9 protein-coding genes and 1 pseudogene are annotated in these 17,394 nt (G+C 55.3%); 4 read left to right on the forward strand and 6 right to left on the reverse strand.

The window, feature by feature from the left end:
- Positions 1 to 14: 14 nt before the first annotated feature.
- Complete coding sequence (gene bglX / locus GC101_RS17625) at positions 15 to 2,180, forward strand: beta-glucosidase BglX (protein ID WP_171718301.1); 2,166 nt, start codon at positions 15 to 17, stop codon at positions 2,178 to 2,180.
- Positions 2,181 to 2,461: 281 nt separating this feature from the next.
- Here bglX and GC101_RS17630 read toward each other — a convergent pair whose 3' ends face one another.
- Positions 2,462 to 3,232 carry a DeoR/GlpR family DNA-binding transcription regulator gene (locus tag GC101_RS17630; RefSeq protein WP_171718302.1) on the reverse strand — a complete coding sequence of 257 codons (771 nt, stop codon included), beginning with the start codon at positions 3,230 to 3,232 and terminating at the stop codon, positions 2,462 to 2,464.
- A 942-nt stretch (positions 3,233 to 4,174) separates the two neighbouring features.
- Between GC101_RS17630 and GC101_RS17635 the strand changes: the two genes are divergently transcribed.
- From GC101_RS17635 to GC101_RS17645, 3 genes are read left to right on the forward strand one after another with little or no spacing between them, the layout of a single operon-like run.
- The gene (locus tag GC101_RS17635) at positions 4,175 to 5,140 is read left to right on the forward strand and encodes a metallophosphoesterase family protein (protein ID WP_171718303.1); all 966 of its coding nucleotides are present in this window, start codon (positions 4,175 to 4,177) and stop codon (positions 5,138 to 5,140) included.
- A gap of 25 nt (positions 5,141 to 5,165) precedes the next feature.
- Entirely contained in the window at positions 5,166 to 6,047 is an 882-nt protein-coding gene (locus tag GC101_RS17640; RefSeq protein WP_171718304.1) for a DMT family transporter, read from the forward strand.
- A 40-nt stretch (positions 6,048 to 6,087) separates the two neighbouring features.
- Positions 6,088 to 9,318, forward strand: coding sequence for a hybrid sensor histidine kinase/response regulator (locus GC101_RS17645; protein WP_246354378.1), 3,231 nt, complete (start codon positions 6,088 to 6,090; stop codon positions 9,316 to 9,318).
- An 88-nt stretch (positions 9,319 to 9,406) separates the two neighbouring features.
- Here the strand turns inward: GC101_RS17645 and GC101_RS17650 are convergent, their stop codons facing one another.
- The 5 genes and pseudogenes from GC101_RS17650 to GC101_RS17670 form a co-directional block, all read right to left on the reverse strand.
- Positions 9,407 to 11,515: an alpha-galactosidase gene (locus GC101_RS17650; RefSeq protein ID WP_246354379.1), complete on the reverse strand. Its 2,109-nt coding sequence runs from the start codon at positions 11,513 to 11,515 to the stop codon at positions 9,407 to 9,409.
- Between the two features lie 34 nt (positions 11,516 to 11,549).
- Positions 11,550 to 13,406, reverse strand: a complete 1,857-nt coding sequence (locus GC101_RS17655; protein WP_171718305.1) for a cache domain-containing sensor histidine kinase — start codon at positions 13,404 to 13,406, stop codon at positions 11,550 to 11,552.
- Positions 13,399 to 15,036 carry a response regulator gene (locus GC101_RS17660; protein WP_171718306.1) on the reverse strand — a complete coding sequence of 546 codons (1,638 nt, stop codon included), beginning with the start codon at positions 15,034 to 15,036 and terminating at the stop codon, positions 13,399 to 13,401. Before GC101_RS17660 ends, GC101_RS17655 begins: the two co-directional genes overlap by 8 nt.
- Before the next feature lie 716 nt (positions 15,037 to 15,752).
- Positions 15,753 to 17,003 carry an FAD-dependent oxidoreductase gene (locus GC101_RS17665; RefSeq protein ID WP_171718307.1) on the reverse strand — a complete coding sequence of 417 codons (1,251 nt, stop codon included), beginning with the start codon at positions 17,001 to 17,003 and terminating at the stop codon, positions 15,753 to 15,755.
- A 67-nt stretch (positions 17,004 to 17,070) separates the two neighbouring features.
- Positions 17,071 to 17,394, reverse strand: a pseudogene (locus GC101_RS17670) (extracellular solute-binding protein); the annotation flags it as partial.

Genomic DNA, 17,394 nt, shown 5'->3' on the forward strand with positions numbered 1-17,394 from the left:
CGAAGGAGTTAGCCATGACTAAACCGTTTATCCAAGATCTCGTGAACGATATGACACTAGACGAAAAGCTGGCCCAGCTAACCCAGCTCGGTCCTTACTATTGGGGTCTGGATGATACCGTGGATTTAACGGGTCCATTCAAAGAATTGAACATCAAGCCGCAGGTGATGGAGAACATCGGAAGTGTTCTGAACGGCATTGGCGCACGGAATGTCATTGAGCTGCAGACCCGGCATCTGGAATCCAGCCGCCAGAAGATTCCGCTGCTCTTCATGGCGGATGTCATTCACGGCTACCGGACCATCCTGCCGATTCCGCTGGCGATGGGCAGCAGCTTCGACCTTGAAGCCATCGAACGCTTCGCTGAAATCGCAGCCAGAGAGAGCGCCGCTGCCGGTATTCACGTCACCTTCTCCCCTATGACTGACCTCGTGCGCGATCCGCGCTGGGGCCGGGTTATGGAGACCTCCGGTGAGGACCCTTACCTGAACGCCCGCGTGACCGAGAGCATGGTCCGGGGCTATCAGGGGACAGACCTGAAGGAGCCGGGGCGGATCGCAGCCTGCGTGAAGCATTTCGCCGGCTACGGCGCGCCCGAAGGCGGCCGTGAATACAACACGGTGGATATGTCCACCGGTGTACTGCGCGAATTCTATCTGCCGGCTTATAAAGCTGCAGTAGATGCCGGTGTCGCAATGGTCATGGCCGCGTTCAATACCATTGACCGTATTCCGGCCAGCGGCAACAGCAAGCTGCTGCGCGGAATTCTGCGGGAGGAATGGGGCTTTGACGGCGTTACCATCGCCGACTTCAACTCTGTGAATGAGCTGGTGCCCCATGGCGCTGCGCAGGATGGCCGCGAAGCCGCCCACAAAAGCCTTGCCGCAGGCCTGGATATCGAGATGATGTCCACCCACTATCTGAATCACGGGGCCGCACTGGTCGAAGAAGGGCTGCTCGATATCAGCCTGATCGACGAAGCGGTCACCCGGGTACTGGAGCTGAAGGATGCCCTCGGGTTGTTCGACAACCCGTTCAAGGATGCCGATCCGGTGGCAGACGAAGCGGATAAGCCCAGCGCTGAGCATCTGCAGGCTGCACGGGAACTCGGTGCAAGCTCGGTGGTGCTGCTGAAGAACGAGAATGAAGTGCTGCCGCTGAAGCGGGGGATGAAGCTCGGTCTGGCCGGTCCATTCGCCACCTCTATTCATGTACTGGGCGGCTGGGCAGGCGCCGAGAAAGATCCGGCAGTCTCCCTCTACACCGGCATCACCGGCAAAATCCCGGCAGCAGATATTGTTACAGCAATGACCGGCGAGCTGGGAAGCATGCTGGAGGGTGTCTTCGATGTGGAAGACCACGCTGAGGAAGCCTTCGAACAGCTGAAGGATTGCGATGTCATTCTAGCCGCTGTCGGCGAGAATCAGCATGACACCGGGGAAGGCGGCAGCAAAGCCAGCCTCCGGCTGTCCGCGAACCAGGAGAAGCTGATCCGGCGTCTGAAGGATACCGGCAAGCCTGTCGTCACTATCGTATTCAGCGGCCGTCCGCTGGAGCTTGCGCCAGTGCTTGATGCAAGCGACGCGCTGGTACAGGCCTGGTTCCTGGGCAGCGAGTCGGGGAATTCCATTGCAGATGTGCTGTTCGGCGATTATAACCCGTCCGGACGCCTGTCCATGAGCTTCCCTTACTCGGTGGGACAGATTCCTGTGTACTATAATGCTTATCAGACGGGACGCCCGTATGATCCCCAGTATCCGAATGTGCGTTATGTAACCCGGTATCTGGATATCCCGAATGATCCGCTGTTCTGCTTCGGCTATGGCCTGAGCTACTCCAGCTTTGCTTACAGCAGCTTCAACGTTGAAGCTGCGGCTGATGGCCGGGTGCTCGCCTCCATTGAGGTAGAGAACACTTCGGAGGTTACCGGCAAGGAGACCGTCCAGCTCTATATCCGCGATGTTACCGCAAGTGTGGTCCGTCCCGTGAAGGAACTGAAGGGCTTCAAGCAGGTTACCCTCGCTGCGCATGAGAAGCAGATTATCACCTTCGAGATCACCAGCGAGATGCTGATGTTCTACGGCCAGGACGATGAGCTTGTGTTCGAGCCCGGAGACTTCGATATAATGATCGGCCGGAACTCCGGAGATCACGCTACGCAGCGGATCTGGATCAGCTGAGATGCTGCTAATGGCTGCACTTAGCCTTAGGCAGGTGAGTAAAGCTTCAGTTATCTGCATATAGCTTCAGGCGGGTGAGCACAGCTTCAGTTAGCTGCATTTAGCTTCAGGCGGGTGAGCACTGCTTCAGATCGCTATCCATAACCAGCTAGCTGTACACCAGAAAGCCGCCTATAGCTGGCGGCACACCAGAAAGCGCCAATCTTCCTCACCTTAGGGTGTAAGAGGATTGGCGCTTTTTTGATTTTCTATGCGGCCTCTGTAAGTTATGCTCCTGTATGTTATGAACCTGTCAGCAGCTCTATATCCAGCCGGGCAAAGGTATCCTTCCACTCCCGGGTGCAGCCGCTGTCGGTCAGCACCATGGAGATATGTTCCATCGGGGCAATCTGCGCAAAGGTAGTGACTCCGAATTTCGAATGGTCGGCGACCAGAATCGATTCCTCGGCCCGTTCCATCATTTTGCGGGAGATGAGTGCTTCTTCAAGATGATAATCGGTAATTCCTTCCGAGAGTGACAGACCTCCGGCAGAGATAAAAGCCTTGTTCACCTTGAACTGGCCCAGCAGCTCATGAGCAGTGATGCCTACAGCCGCCTGATAAGCGGCATTCACCTCACCTCCGGCAAAAATAATCTTCCCCTGAAACTGTTCCAGCGCACAGTTCAGGACCGGAACCGAGTTGGTAATGACCGTCACGTGGGCGCGGTCTGTAAGCTGCCGCATAATCTCAAGTGTGGTCGTCCCGTTATCGAGGATTACTGTCTCGCCATCCTGAATAAGCGAAGCCGCGAGCCTGCCAATAGCCTGCTTGTCCGTCAGATTCATCTGGGAACGCTTCATGAAGGTGGGTTCATTATTTCCGGAACGAATCCGTACGGCTCCCCCATATACCTTGCGCAGACGCCCTTCCTTCTCCAGACGGTCGAGATCACGCCGGATCGTCTCTGTGGTTACAGCGAACCGCTCAGCCAAAAAATGCACCTGCACTTTCCCCTCCAGATCCAGCTGGGAGAGGATGGTCTGCCTGCGTTCTTCATAGGTCAGGGACATGTATGATTCCTCCAGTTATAGTGAATTCGCGTTCGCGAATGCTAATTGCCTTATCCGATTTAGGTTATCCATATGTATATGTAATGTTGTTTTGAGTGTATTGTTGTTGATTTCCTCAGTATATGGAGCCGAATCCCACTTGTCAATGCAGCTGCTTTTATCAAAAGATTTCTCTAGTGGACGAGTAAATCTGCTTACGCTTACGCATCAGAAGCCTTAAATCCTTAAATCCTTAATTCCTTAATTCCTTAAGTTTCTTATTCCACCAATGCTCCCTGCACTTAGCGTCATTATCTTCTGTTCACACAAATGCCTGCGGTTTGCGTACGTATCGAAGGTGGCGATTCCTTGAATAGTTGTATTTCGTACAGTTAAAAGTTAGCTAAAGCGTGAATTTATTGCGATAAATGTATTCTGTACAACTAAACATGGCGTGTAGCGATCATTCAGGGAATGGCGGTCTATTTAATTGTATAGAATGCAGTTAAAATGCTCTGGCGCACCTATCCGGTAACTTTAGTTGTACAAAATACAGTTAAAGCCTGCGAAGCGAGAAATCGCTCTGCTTCAAGCAGGAGTAAAGTTCCGCACCGGTTATATTTCCAACTATAGTTCTATTGCACTTTCTGCAGCAGATAGCCCCTAAATCCGCCGAAAAATAGAATCTAATGCACTCCGTACATTAGAATTTTATGAAAGGAGTCTTTTGGAGCGAAATTAGAGGAATCAGTTGTATGAAATACAGCAGAATGAGATTTCACGCCGGTTTGAGCAAAATCTATTGCAGAAAGTGCAATCCATCCAATTATAGATTGACAGAAACGGATTATCGCCCTAAAATCAACATGAAACAACATAATAAAATACAAAACAACACAAAAGCACTTTAACACCTAATGAACTAAATTCATAACTTTATTCAGGCAGAGAGGGGATTTTCACATGAAGCACAAATTATCATTCCGCCAGGACGGAACCTTTACCATCGTACAATTCACCGATCTTCACTGGATGGATGGAAGAGCCGAGGATCAGCGGACGAGGGAGCTTATGGAACGCGTGATGGAAGCGGAGCAGCCGGATCTCGTTATTTTCACAGGAGATCTGATCTATACCGGACCTGTCCCCGAAGGAGAGAAGGCATGCGAGCAGCCCAAGCGGGCGTTCCGGGAGGCTGTGGCTGCTGTAGAGAAGAGCGGTACTCCCTGGGCCTTCGTCTTCGGCAATCATGATACCGAGCAAGTTGTCTCCTATAGTGAGCTGATGGATATTGCACTGGAGCACCCCCACTGCCTGGCTGAAGCAGGTCCGGCAGAGCTGGCCGGTTCTGGCAATTATACGCTTGAGATCGCGGGCACCGGCACCACGGCGGGCGCCATTCTCTATATGCTGGACACCGGCGCCTACTCCGGGCTTGCGCAGATTCCCGGCTATAACTGGGTCCGGCAGAGCCAGATCCGCTGGCTGACAGAGCAATCAGCCCGGCTGAATCCCCAGGCAGGTGAGGCCAAGCTGCCTGCGCTGGCATTCTTCCATATCCCGCTCCCGGAATATGCCGAAATGTGGTCCACGCAGACCTGCTACGGCCATAAATTCGAGCAGGTCTGTGCTCCGGTGCTTAATTCGGGACTCTTCACAGCTATGGTGGAAATGGGCGATGTGGCAGGTACTTTTTGCGGACATGATCATGTTAACGACTTCACCGGCAGCCTGCATGGCATCCGGCTCAGCTATGGGCGGGCCACCGGCTACAATACTTACGGGCGGGAAGGCTTCATGCGGGGTGCACGTGTCATCCGGCTGACTGAGGGCGATAAGCAGTTCGAGACTTGGCTCCGGCTTGAGGATGGCTCGGCTCTGCTGGAACAACCCTCCCATCCCCCTGCACCTGCCGCTGATGAACACTAATCATTTCTTAAGGGGTTGAAATTTAATGCTGCTGCCAATTCTTTTGGTTCTGGCTTCCGGGATGTGTCACGCAGTGTGGAGCATGTTCACCAAAAGAAGCCGGGACAAAAGCATCTTCCTGTGGTCGATCATGATGATCTCTACTATTCTGCTGCTCCCTATCCTAATAACCGAGCTGTGGACTCACCCGCTTACAGCCGGAGCTTATGCCCTGCTGCTGCTGTCTGTAGCGCTGCAGGCCTTGTATTCCTGGCTTTTATCCAGAACCTATGAGATGGGTGACTTATCACAGATATATCCGGTGATGCGGGGGACGAGCACGCTGCTCATCCCGCTGATCGGTGTTCTTTTTCTGGGCGAATCGCTGACTGTCTATGGATGGGCCGGCATTGCCTTCATGCTCGGCGGATTCGCAGTGCTCAGCGGACTGGGCTCCAGAAGCTCAACCGCATCCCTCTCTGCATCCACATCCGCCGCCTTCCGGAAGTCCGGATATACGCCGATTCTTATGGCGCTCTGCGTGGGACTCTGCACAACCTGCTATGTATTCGTCGATAAGCTGAACCTCCAGCATATGTCTCCGCTGGCGCTGCTTGAGGTCACCAATATCGGTTTTGTCGCCGGTCTGACACCGGCAGTCCTGAAATCGCGCAAGCTGCTGGAGGAGTGGAAGAGCAACAAGTTCACCATCCTGCTGGGAAGCGTGCTGAATCCGGGCTCGTATCTGCTGTTCCTCTTCGCGCTGCAGCAGGCGCCGCTCGCCCATATCAGCCCGTTGCGGGAGATCGGGACCATATTCGCTACGTTCCTGGGCATCCTCCTGCTGAAAGAGCAGCAGGGCTTGCGGCGGATTCTGTGCTCTGTAGTCATCTTCGGCGGCATTCTGCTTGTCGGGGTATGGGGGTAAAGCAGGCACCCGCCATTTCCCGGCAGGATAACCTCGAAACATGTCGAATAAAGAACGTATGATGAAGACTAACTTAACGAAGCAAACCATGATCAATACCAAAAGCATATTGAATCTCAAGCATGCTCTGTTGCTGCTATTATATCTGACCCTCCTGATCAGCATACGTTATCTGTGGTTCAACGCGTATGCCGCGCCGGAGCACCCGGAAGTGAAGCAAGGTGTCCTCGATATGCGGGGCTGGGACTTCGAGAATTCCCGGTCTGTGCGGCTGGATGGTGAATGGGAATTCTATCCCGGCCAATTCCTCACCCAAGAGAGCTTCACCGGGCTTACCCCGGCTGCGCAGCATGTTGTGCAGGTTCCCGGCGACTGGAGCAGCGGTTTCCCTGAAGAAGGACATTCTTCCTTCGGCTACGGAACTTACAGGCTGCGCATTCTGGTTGACCAGCTGCAGCAGCAGCCGTATGGCTTCTGGATTCAGCGTATTCAAGCTTCCTCCGGCATTGAGATTAACGGACAGACTGAGGGCAGCTTCGGTCAACTGGCCGTGAGCCGCCAGGACTACAAACCTAAGGCTGTTTCCTATACGGCGGCCTATAATGCGGCAGGACAGCAGGAGATCACGCTGCTGGTCCGTGCAGCCAATTACGACCACCCGCTTGAAGGTGGGATTGTCCGCTCCATCCGTTTCGGCTCCCAGGCAGCGATTGATACAGAACGATTGTATTCTATCGGCTTCCAGATGGTCACTTTTGTGATCATGCTGCTGCATGCGATGTATGCGGGAATTCTATTCTTTTTCAACCGCCGGCAAAAAGCGTTCCTGGTGTTCTGCCTGCTGCTCCTGGCGGTAGGTGCTTCAATAGTGACCGATAATGATACCCTGCTGCTGCTCTGGCTGCCAATCAACTATACCTGGGCGCTGAAGCTCAAAATGCTGGCTTATCCTGCGATCTCCCTGTTCATGCTGCTGCTGACCCGCAGCTTCTCCGCACAGGAGCGCCCGGGCCGCTTGTTCAAAGGTTACCTCCTTGCCCTGTGCCTCTACACCGTCTATGTACTGGTACTGCCTGCGCAGTATGTTGTATATGCAAGGCCTCTCTTCTCAGTGCTCTACCTGCTTCCGGTCGCAGGCGTCGTATACTCCATTGGCCGTATGGTTGCCCGGCAGGAGCAGGACTCCGTATTTCTGCTGTTTGCCGCCGCGGCTATCGGCTCCAGTGTCCTTGGCGGATCCTTGGAATCGAGCAGCAAAGCAAGTATTCTGTATTATCCGGTAGATGTCATCGCAGCCATCATCGGGTTCTCCGCTTACTGGTTCAAGCGGTATTTCCGCAATGCAGAAGAGAACCGGCTGCTTAACCAGCAGTTGAAGGAAAGCGATCATCTGAAGGACCAGTTCCTGGCGAATACTGCACATGAACTCAGAACACCGCTGCACGGCATCATCAGCATCGCCCAAACCGTAACAGCGAAGGAGAAATCCCTCCAGGATCATCAAAGCTACCAGGATCTGGAGCTGCTCATTACCATCAGCCGCCGGATGTCCCATATGCTGAATGATCTGCTCGATGTGACCCGTCTGCAGGAGAAGCGGATTGTATTACAGCGTGAACCGCTGGCCGTCGGGCCGCTGGTAACCGGAATTCTGAATATGTTTGAATTCATGACGGACAGCAAGCAGCTGCAGCTGCGTAACGAATTACCCGCTTCCCTGCCGCCCGTATGGGGTGATGAGAAGCGGATTGTGCAGATTCTCTATAACCTGCTGCGCAATGCCATCAAATACACGCAGGCCGGAACAGTCACCATATCTGCCGAGGTTACCGGCAAGACCGCAAAGATTAGCGTGTCCGATACCGGTATAGGCATCGACAAGGAGACACAAGCGAGGATCTTCTCGCCTTATGAGCAAGGGAGTAAAGGCATCAATGACGGAGGCGGAATCGGGCTTGGCTTAAGCATCAGCAAGCAGCTGGCAGAGCTTCACGGCGGAGACCTTACCGTGGATTCCGAACCCGGGAAGGGGTCCGTGTTCACCTTCACCCTTCCCCTCGCATCTGCTTCTGAGGTCCGGCATGCGCCGGAAGAGGCCGCTGCTGCAAGGATGAATGACAGCCCGGACATGGAAGACCTTCTGCTTGAACAGGGGAGACTGTTATTCCGGCAGTCTGATACCAGCAGTATCACTGCAGTTGCATCACAAGAGATCCCTTCGCACCCTCAGATGCAGCTGCAGGAGACCTCCATGACGGCCAAGACTCTTATTCTCGCCGTGGATGATGATCCGGTCAATCTTAAGGTGCTCGCCAGCATACTCTCGGATGAACAGCATCAGCTGGTCACCGTCACCAGCGCCCAGGAAGCCCTGGACCTGCTTGGCACCGAACCCTGGGACCTGCTGATCGCCGATGTCATGATGCCGTACATGTCCGGCTACGAGCTGACGCGGATCGCCCGGCAGCGCTTCTCCGTCTCGGAGCTGCCGATCCTGCTGCTCACTGCCCGCAATCAGCCGGTGGATATCTATACGGGATTCTTATCCGGAGCCAATGATTATGTCGCGAAGCCCGTGGATGCTCTGGAGCTGAAATACCGGGTCCGCTCCCTGACCGGACTGAAGCAGTCTATTAATCAGAGCCTGCGGCTGGAGGCTGCTTACCTGCAGGCGCAAATTCAGCCGCACTTCCTGTTCAACACGCTGAACGCACTGCTGGCCTTAAGTGAATTCGACCTCCCGAAGATGCGTGATCTCGGAGAGGCGTTCTCCTCCTATCTGCGAATCAGCTTCGACTATATGAACTCGCAGCAGCTGGTCGGACTGTCCCATGAGCTGGAGCTGGTTGAGTCCTATCTGTTTATTGAGAAGGCCAGGTTTGACGAACGCCTGCAGATCGAATGGGATGTGGAACCGGGGATCGAGCTGCTCCTCCCGCCGCTTACCCTCCAGCCGCTGGTCGAGAATGCGGTTAGACACGGCCTGCTGAGCCGGAAGGCCGGCGGCCTGCTGCATATCCGCATTCACCGCCGGCAGGGGTACACATCGTTTGAAGTAGAGGATAACGGCAAAGGGATGCCTGATGAGCAGGTTCTTCATCTGCTGGATGACAGCGGACTCGGCTTGCCTTCCCGCGGCATCGGACTGCTGAATACCAACCGGCGGCTGACACAGCTGTATGGCCAGGGACTGGTCATTCACAGCCAGCTTGGAGCCGGCACCACCGTTTCTTTTGTTATTCCGGAGCGGAAGCAGCCGGAAGATGTTTAACTTCACGGTTATGCCTATCAGTCACAACATAAAGAACCTGACTCCTCCTTCATTGGAGGGTCAGGTTCTTTATTGTCGCTATACACTGTCAGCCAATCTCAATGACTCTGGCCGAATAGGTCTGGGGGAGCCGGACACACAGCACCGCCCGCTCGGCATCCCAGGCGGCCACAGCGGATTCCGCCCAGGCTGGATAGAGGCATCGAACATTTCCACTCTGCCCACCGTTCTTCCCCTGCGCCGCCCCCTTCGCCCACTTGCCCAGCGGAATCTCGATAAGCTCCTCTTCCTGATCCATCCGCCAGACGGCCAGTACGATCCGGCCGCCCAGCTGCAGACCCAGGCAGGCCCGGCTGGAATGCAGCTGCGGAATGCCCAGCGGCCAGAAGGCGGCGGCTTCCGCCAGCTCCTGCCGGAGCGACTTGTAGCAGGCGATGCCTTCGCGGACCAGAGCGCTGCCGGCTTCGCCAAGCTCCGCCAGCGGTCCGCCCAGAATGACGCGGGACAGCATCACGTTGACCATGTTGAAGATGACAGCTTCATCATCGGAAGTGGTCAGCGGATAGGACCAGATTCCGGCCTGCTCCGGCGGTATGACCGATGGGCTTGCGGCGGCAATCATGCCCATCAGCCGGTAGTCCATCTGGTCGCTGACACACTGCAGGCTGAAGCGCTCCAGGGTAGCATAATCCATCCGCATGCCTCCGCTGGCACAGCTCTCGACAATAAGCTCCGGGTGACGGAGGAACAGGCGGTCCGCCCAGGCCAGATAAGCCCGGTTATGACCCATCAGGCCATCACCCAGACTCTCCGCCGCGATATCCGTGCCGGTTCCGGCGTTCTGGTTGTAGTCGAACTTGAAGTAGCCGATGCCCAGCTCCGCAATGAGCCGGTCCACGGTGTCATCGGCATGCCGCACAACCTCCGGGTTGCGGAAATCAAGCTGGTACCGCCCGGCATCGACCACTCTGCGGCCGCGCTTGCAGAAGAACCAGTCATCAGGCCGACTGCTGAGCGGACTGTTCCGGTGCACAGATTCCAGCTCCAGCCACAATCCCGGAATCAGGCCTTTGGAGCGGATATAGCCGGTCATTGCCGCGAGACCGCCTTCGAAGCGGCCCTCCGACGGCAGCCATTCTCCCAGCTCCCCCTCATACCAGCCTGCATCAATGCAGTAAATCTCGCAGCCGGCAGCCGCAGCCGCGTCCACCAGCGGCTGCACTCTGGCCGTAGTCGGATCGCCCCACAAGCTGTGCATGAAATCGTTATAGACTACAGGCAGCGTGCGGTTATCTTCATTCTTCCTCCGCACCTGCCGCAGATAACGGGTCAGCTCCCGGGCGGCTTCGGTGAAGCCCCCTTGAACCGCTCCGGCTACCGCAGGAACCGATTCGAAGCTCTCTCCCGGCTGGAGCGTCCGGCTCCAGTGTCCCTCGTCCTCATTCGGCCCGCTCAGCCTGACATACAGCTCATTCACCTCGGCATCGCTGAGTTCCCATTGCCAGGAGCCGTTATGCTCAATCTGCCAGAACAGGCAGGAGCCTGATTCTGTATTCTCAAGAATGGCTATCGGCAGATGTTCATAGGAGGACCAAGTGCCGAGCGAATGCACCGACAGCCGATTCACCGAATGATCGAACACCCGGCTGAGGCCCCATTCAGGCAGGCTATGCTGCTGCCACTGCACCTCTCCACACCAGGAATTACGCGGCAGGTGCAGCATCATCTTCCGGTCCCACGGGAGGCTGCCTTCCTTGGCCGCGCCGTTATAGGCAAAGGAAGATATATACTCAATCGGCAGCGGCTGCTCTCCTTCATTGCGCAACTCCGTCCAGGTTCTCGCCAGGGACAAACCTGTGTAGAACTTGAAATGGCTAATCACAGCCAGCCCGGTAGCGGCATCGGACTGGCGGATCTCCAGCCTGCGGCTGTCTCCGGCTTCACTGAACAGGTGCGACTGATATTTCAGGCGGGTGCCCGGCACCGTTCCGACATGCTTGAGCCCGTGATGGATCACATGATCCTCTCCTGTAATCTGCACATCCACCAGGCGGCGGTTCGCATAGCTTTTATCGTCCAGCGTTTCTTCTTCATACGTCCCGGAGGCAAAATGCAGCAGCTTCACGCTGCCTTCGTCTGTCACTTCAATGAGCACATGCAACATAGCTTCGTGATGCTCAATACGTATCATTGCCATACTTCTCTCCCCTGTTGTGCTGCGTATTATGCCGTTATAGCGGTCTTTTGGCCGGCTCCGCCTTTAGGCGTACTGTAACCGTGGTACCGGCGCCGGGCTTAGACGCGATGCTGATTCCATAATGATTGCCGGCATAGAGCCTGATGCGCTCATTCACGTTGTACAGCCCGTAGGAGCTGCCGGTGGAATCAGGCTTTGCCTCATGCGGCTCCTCCATCAGCAGTTGGCGCGCCTGCTCCTCTTCCATGCCGATTCCGTCGTCGGACACTTTGAAGATCAGATCGCCTTCTTCCTCTCTGACGGAGATGGTAATCGTTCCGCGTTTGTCTTTGGACTTCAGGATTCCATGCAAAAGGGCATTCTCGACAATCGGCTGCAGGATCAGCTTGGGCATCTGGTAGGCACCCAGCCCGGGCTCGGTATCCAGCACGAAGGCGAATGCATCCAGAAACCGGCTCTGCTGGATCTTCAGATAGACTGCGGCCAGACTCAGCTCATCCTCTACGCTGACGATGCTCCGGCCCTTGCTCAGGCTGAGCCTGAAGTATTTAGCCAGGCTATCGATCATCTGGCTGATGTCGGTTGCCCCTTTGCCGATGGCAATCCAATTGATTGTATCCAGCGTATTGTAGAGGAAATGCGGGTTAATCTGGGCCTGTAGCGCCTGCAGCTGGGCCTCGCGTTCATGAATTTCGGCTCTGTACTTCTCCTCCACCAGCGTCCGCACCCGGAGAATCAGATGATCGACACTCCGCTCCAGCATATGAAAATCGCCGTTGACCGGAGGAAGCTCAATCAGCCCTTCACTTCCCTCCTTGCGGATGACGGTAATAACCTGCATGACTCTGCGGTTCATTCCGCGGACAATGATGGCGAGCAGCACAAAGGGCAGGATCAGGAACAGCGCCACATACTCCATCAGCGAGGTCCATTCCGACCTCTGCGTCAGCTCCACAGCACGGCGCGACAGCTGGGATTCCGTTCCCTGAGCGACCAGCCTCCAGCCGGTGGGCTGCAGCGTTGTATACATCACATCGTTGACCTCCGTGCCTATCTTCAGCGTGGAGCTGCCCTCGCTGCTCAGCTTCATGTCTTCCAGAATGGCAGGAGCAATCTTCGTACCGATTATTGCGCGGTCAGGATGATAGACAATCGTTCCGTCCGCGTCCGTCAGATAGACCTGCGTGCCCGGCGCGAATTGGAGCGCGGACAGAATATCCGCCACCATCTTCTCCTCCACATCGATCATCAGCACTCCGGATACCTTATCGTACCGGTCCGGATCGCGCAGCATGCGGGCGAACGAGAACACGCGGGCCTTCCCGATATCAAGAAAAGATTCCTCGTAAGCCCCAATCGGAACAATGCCTCCGTTGGCCTCAATGACGGGGGAATACCAGGCTTTGTTCTTCAGGCTGTCCAGCGAGAAGAAATTGATTTTCTCACCCGCATACAGCTTCGATTGATCGACGTACAAGCGCACGTGGAATACATCGGAGTTCGACTGTACCGTATCGACGAGAAATCTCAGGTCCTTAATGACCTGCAGCTGAATCTCCATCGACTGGTCATCGGCGCCGACGGAGAGGTACGAGTGGAGGTTCGGGTTCATAAAAGCCGCATTGCTGATATCGTAGATATGCTCCAGGCGGTAAGACAGGTTGCTTCCCGCCTGCTTCAGCGCCTGCTGCATGGTCCGGATCACTTCACTCTTCAGAATGGAGGCCGAACGCTCGTAATAGCCATACAGGAAGATTCCCGCCGGAACAACAATCAGCAGCAGATAGGCCAGCAGCCACTGCCGGGGAATCCGGATGCGGCGGGCCAGGCTTACGGCCGAGCCGAAGGCTGAGGACAACAGGTGCCAGAGGCTTGCCGCTGCCCTACGCATGGCTGTCCCGGTATGCGCTCGGTGTAACTCCCGTCGCTTTTTTGAACAGCTTGGTGAAGTAGCTCGGGTCCGTATAGCCGATGGCATAACAGATATCATAGAATTTGTACTGCGGATCGCGCAGCAGCTCCTTCGCCTTCTCCACCCGGATCTGCGTCAGGAATTCGTTGATTGTCTGCCCGGTCTCCTGCTTGAACAGCAGACTGACATAGGTTGGCGTCAGATAGACCTCCTTGCCAATGTCCGTTACCGTCAAGGCCCCGTCCGCATATCTTTGCTTGATGATCTCGCGTACCCTTTCAATCAGATTGGCTACCTTGCCGGTCCGCTTCTCGCGGATACGCGCACAGACACTGCTGAGATGAGCTTCAATCAGCTCCCGCATCTCGCCAAGCGTCTCCTGCTCGAACAGTGTCTCCCACAGCCGGGCTTCCGCCGCCTCCAGCTCGGGAGATCCGGCATTCAGCTCCAGCAGCAGCTGCCCGACCGCGAGGACAATCTGCAGGCAGATGTTGCGCCCGTATTTAAGCCCGTCACGGCGGCCCCGGTTCAAATCCGTGAACAGCTGATCCAGCACCTCGCGCATCCGGTCCGGATCAGCCGCCTTCAGTGCCGACAGCAGCTGCTCGCTATGATCCGGATCGTATCTAGTGAAGCTGGCCGGCTCCGACTCGGGATTCTCCAGGCTGTCCATGGTGATAATCCGGTTTTTGCCCAAATACCATTTATGATCGGCCGCTTCACGCGCCTGCTTATAGGAATGAACCAGCCCGGGAAGGCCGGTCACCCGCTCGCTGATGCCGATGGTGACGCTGATCTTCAGCCATTTCTCCAGATTGCCGAGGATATCCCCCGCCAGCTCCAGCAGTGCTTCGGCATTGTCCGCAGCGCCGCCGTCCTCCGGATTCTCCCGCAGAATGCCGACAAACTCCCCGATCCGGTGCTCAAAGGCATAGCCGGTAAGGTGCTGGCCGATCAGCTCCTGGCAGATGTTCAGCACGGAATACCACAGCAGCTGCTGATCCGTCTCCGAACGGCTCCCTGTGACCTCTGCGAGATCATCGACAGAAATAACGATCACCCAGTACACGGCATCCAGCGGCAGATTCAGACCGAGGAAACGCAGCCGTTCATCCAGACTCTGGCGGGGGGCGCCGGTGCTGATCAGGGACAGCAGGAACTTCTCCCGCAGCAGCGGCATGCCCTCCTTCAGCTTACTCTGCATGTCCACCTTGAACCGGTGCTCCGCCCGCTCGGCATCGAGATGGCTGACCACCCGCTGGATAACCGCGCTGAGCTCCTCCAGATTCACCGGCTTGAAGATGTAATCGACCGCGCTTACCTTAAGCGCCGATTTCAGATAATCGGCATCATCATGGCCGCTGACAAAAATAATCTTCGTCCGGGGATACCCGGCATGGATATGCCGGGACAGCGTAATCCCGTCCATCTTGGGCATACGGACATCGGTCAGCACAATATCCGGCTGCTCCTTCCCGATCACCTCAAAGGCCACATCCCCGTCATCCGCCTCACCAATCACTTCAATACCGTACGAGGACCAGTTGAAATAGGAGCGCAAGCCGAAGCGAACCGTTGGCTCATCATCCACAATTAGCAGTTTGTACACAGCCCCGTCCTCCTTTATGTAGATTGAACTAGAGATATAGAATCAAGAATCAGTCGCCACTGCGGTGAATGTTTGGACTTCCGGCCGCTGTTGTCCCCGGATTCTTGAATTTGTAACGCTGGTCGCGGTGGAAATCCGGGTGACTGCTGATGCTTCCGAAGCGGGCTTTCCTGCGGAAAGCTTTCAGGCGTACGCTGTCGCTCCTACAGTTCCAAATTCCCCCTCCGTACCTTTGCTTTTTTGGGGTAGTTTTTAAGTTCATTTTATCTACATTAGCACCTATATAGATTGAACTTCAGAATCTAATTATGTGGGCCTGGCGGAATACGTCAATACCTTACACTTGATCCGTTACTGGCAGTGTGTTGACTTTTAAATAATCAATGTAGACATAAATGTTGTACGTTTTGCAACTTGAGTTCATAGATAGTCCGATGTTCGGGAGGATTGTTGTATAAAATACAAGAATCCTCCCGCAAATTCGTTTGAAATAGGTGAAATCCTGCAGTTTCTACAACAATTTCGGATTTGGGCTGATTTAATGAAGAGAATGTTGTATTATGTGCAAGATTTTATGAAAATCTACCTGATCACTGCCCGGAAAGCGGATGAATCGAGGATATCCCGCGGCAACAGCAGCCACCATGAAGTCCCATATTCACAGAGTGATGTGAAATCTTGCGTGAAGTTCTTCAGTTCAATCTATATAGTTAATGTTAACTTATAAAACGCACATCCTGGCGCTTCAGCGCCTCATGCAGCTTATCGGCCGGAACATCCCGCAGCGGCACAGACTCATCCAGCGAGATGGCGGCCGCAGCGCCTGCCGCCTGGCCCAGCGCGTAGCAGGTGGCCTGCATGCGCATGGAGGACATGGCCACATGTGTAGCCGATATCGGCCTTCCGGCCACCAGCAGATTCACGACCTGCTCCGGCACCATGCACCGGTAAGGAATATCATACCCGCTGATGGCCCGTTCATCGGTCGTTCCCGCTCCGTCGGGGCTATGAATATCAATCTCGTAGTTGGTCTGTGCGACCACATCCGGGAACCGGGCTCCGCTGACCACATCCTGCTCGGTCAGGGTGTAAATTCCCTCAATCTGGTTGCTCTCCCGGACCCCGGTCTGCGGGGCAACATGCGAGAGTGCATACGTCCCGAAGCCGTTTCTCTGCAAATAATTCACAATCGAGAACACCTGCCGGAGCGCTTCCGTCTCCGCGTAATTCACCTCTTCTATTTTAGCTCCGTTCGCCTTCACACGCGACATATTTACAAGCAGTGTACCGTCGCCGTTCTGCTCCCAGTAGAGCTCGCGCCCTTGCGGCAGATCCGCCAGCTCCTTGTATTCATAGCAGCCTTCGGGAAGGATCGGGATCACCGGCTTGCCGGTATTCTGCATCATGAACATCAGGGTCATCGGCTGGGTCAGTCCGTCTTCTTCTCTGCCCGAGTGATACGGGACTCCCGCTTCAACCGCTACTCTTGCATCACCCGTGCAGTCAATGAATTGCTCCCCTTCAAAAGCCTTCAGTCCTTCCCGGGTGGAGACAATGACCGCCTTGATCCTGCCGCCCTCCTGCACCGTGCCCACGAACTCGGCATGGTAGTATACCTGCACCTGCTCTTTTTTCATTTTCTCATTCATATACTGCCGCATCAGAAAAGGCGAATACTGCGGTGCAATCGACTCGTCATGCCCCTGCGGCAATGATTCTGCCAGCATCTCCGCAATAATCTCACGGTAGATCCCGGTCACATTCCCGATGGGCATAAATACGCTGACATTAGCCAGGGTTCCCATCCCGCCGAGCTGTGCCGATTTCTCCAGCAGCACCACCTGCTTGCCGCATCTTGCCGAACTGATTGCCGCCGCCGTGCCCGCAGGACCGCCGCCTATAACAATAACTTCCGCATGCAGCACGGTCTGAACCTGCCGCTGAAATGAATATTCCAGGTTATTCAAATTTTCCGTCTCCCTTCATGGAAAGGAAGCGGCAAGCTCCCGTAATCCAAGCTGCCGCTCCTATGGTTTATTTGCTTACAGTTGCGTACCAGTCATTGATTTCCTTCGCACTCGCTTCTTCCCCGGCGGCCTTATACTTGGCCTGGAAATCTGCCAGTCCGTCCAGCGTATCCGCTCCGGCAATCAGCTTAATCGTGTAATCCCCCGCCATCGATTCCAGCTGCAGATTGTTCTTCGCATATTCCGGCATGTACGGTGCCAGCCCCAGAATATTCTGGATCTTGTATTCATCCGGCAGTTGGTTATTCAGGCTGTCGAACGCTTCGAACTGCACCGGATTCTTCCGTGCCCGGGCCTGCCAGTACAGCGGATAGTTCTGTTCGTCCGTGCC

The organism is Paenibacillus phytohabitans (assembly GCF_013141775.1).
GTDB lineage: Bacteria > Bacillota > Bacilli > Paenibacillales > Paenibacillaceae > Paenibacillus_AQ > Paenibacillus_AQ phytohabitans.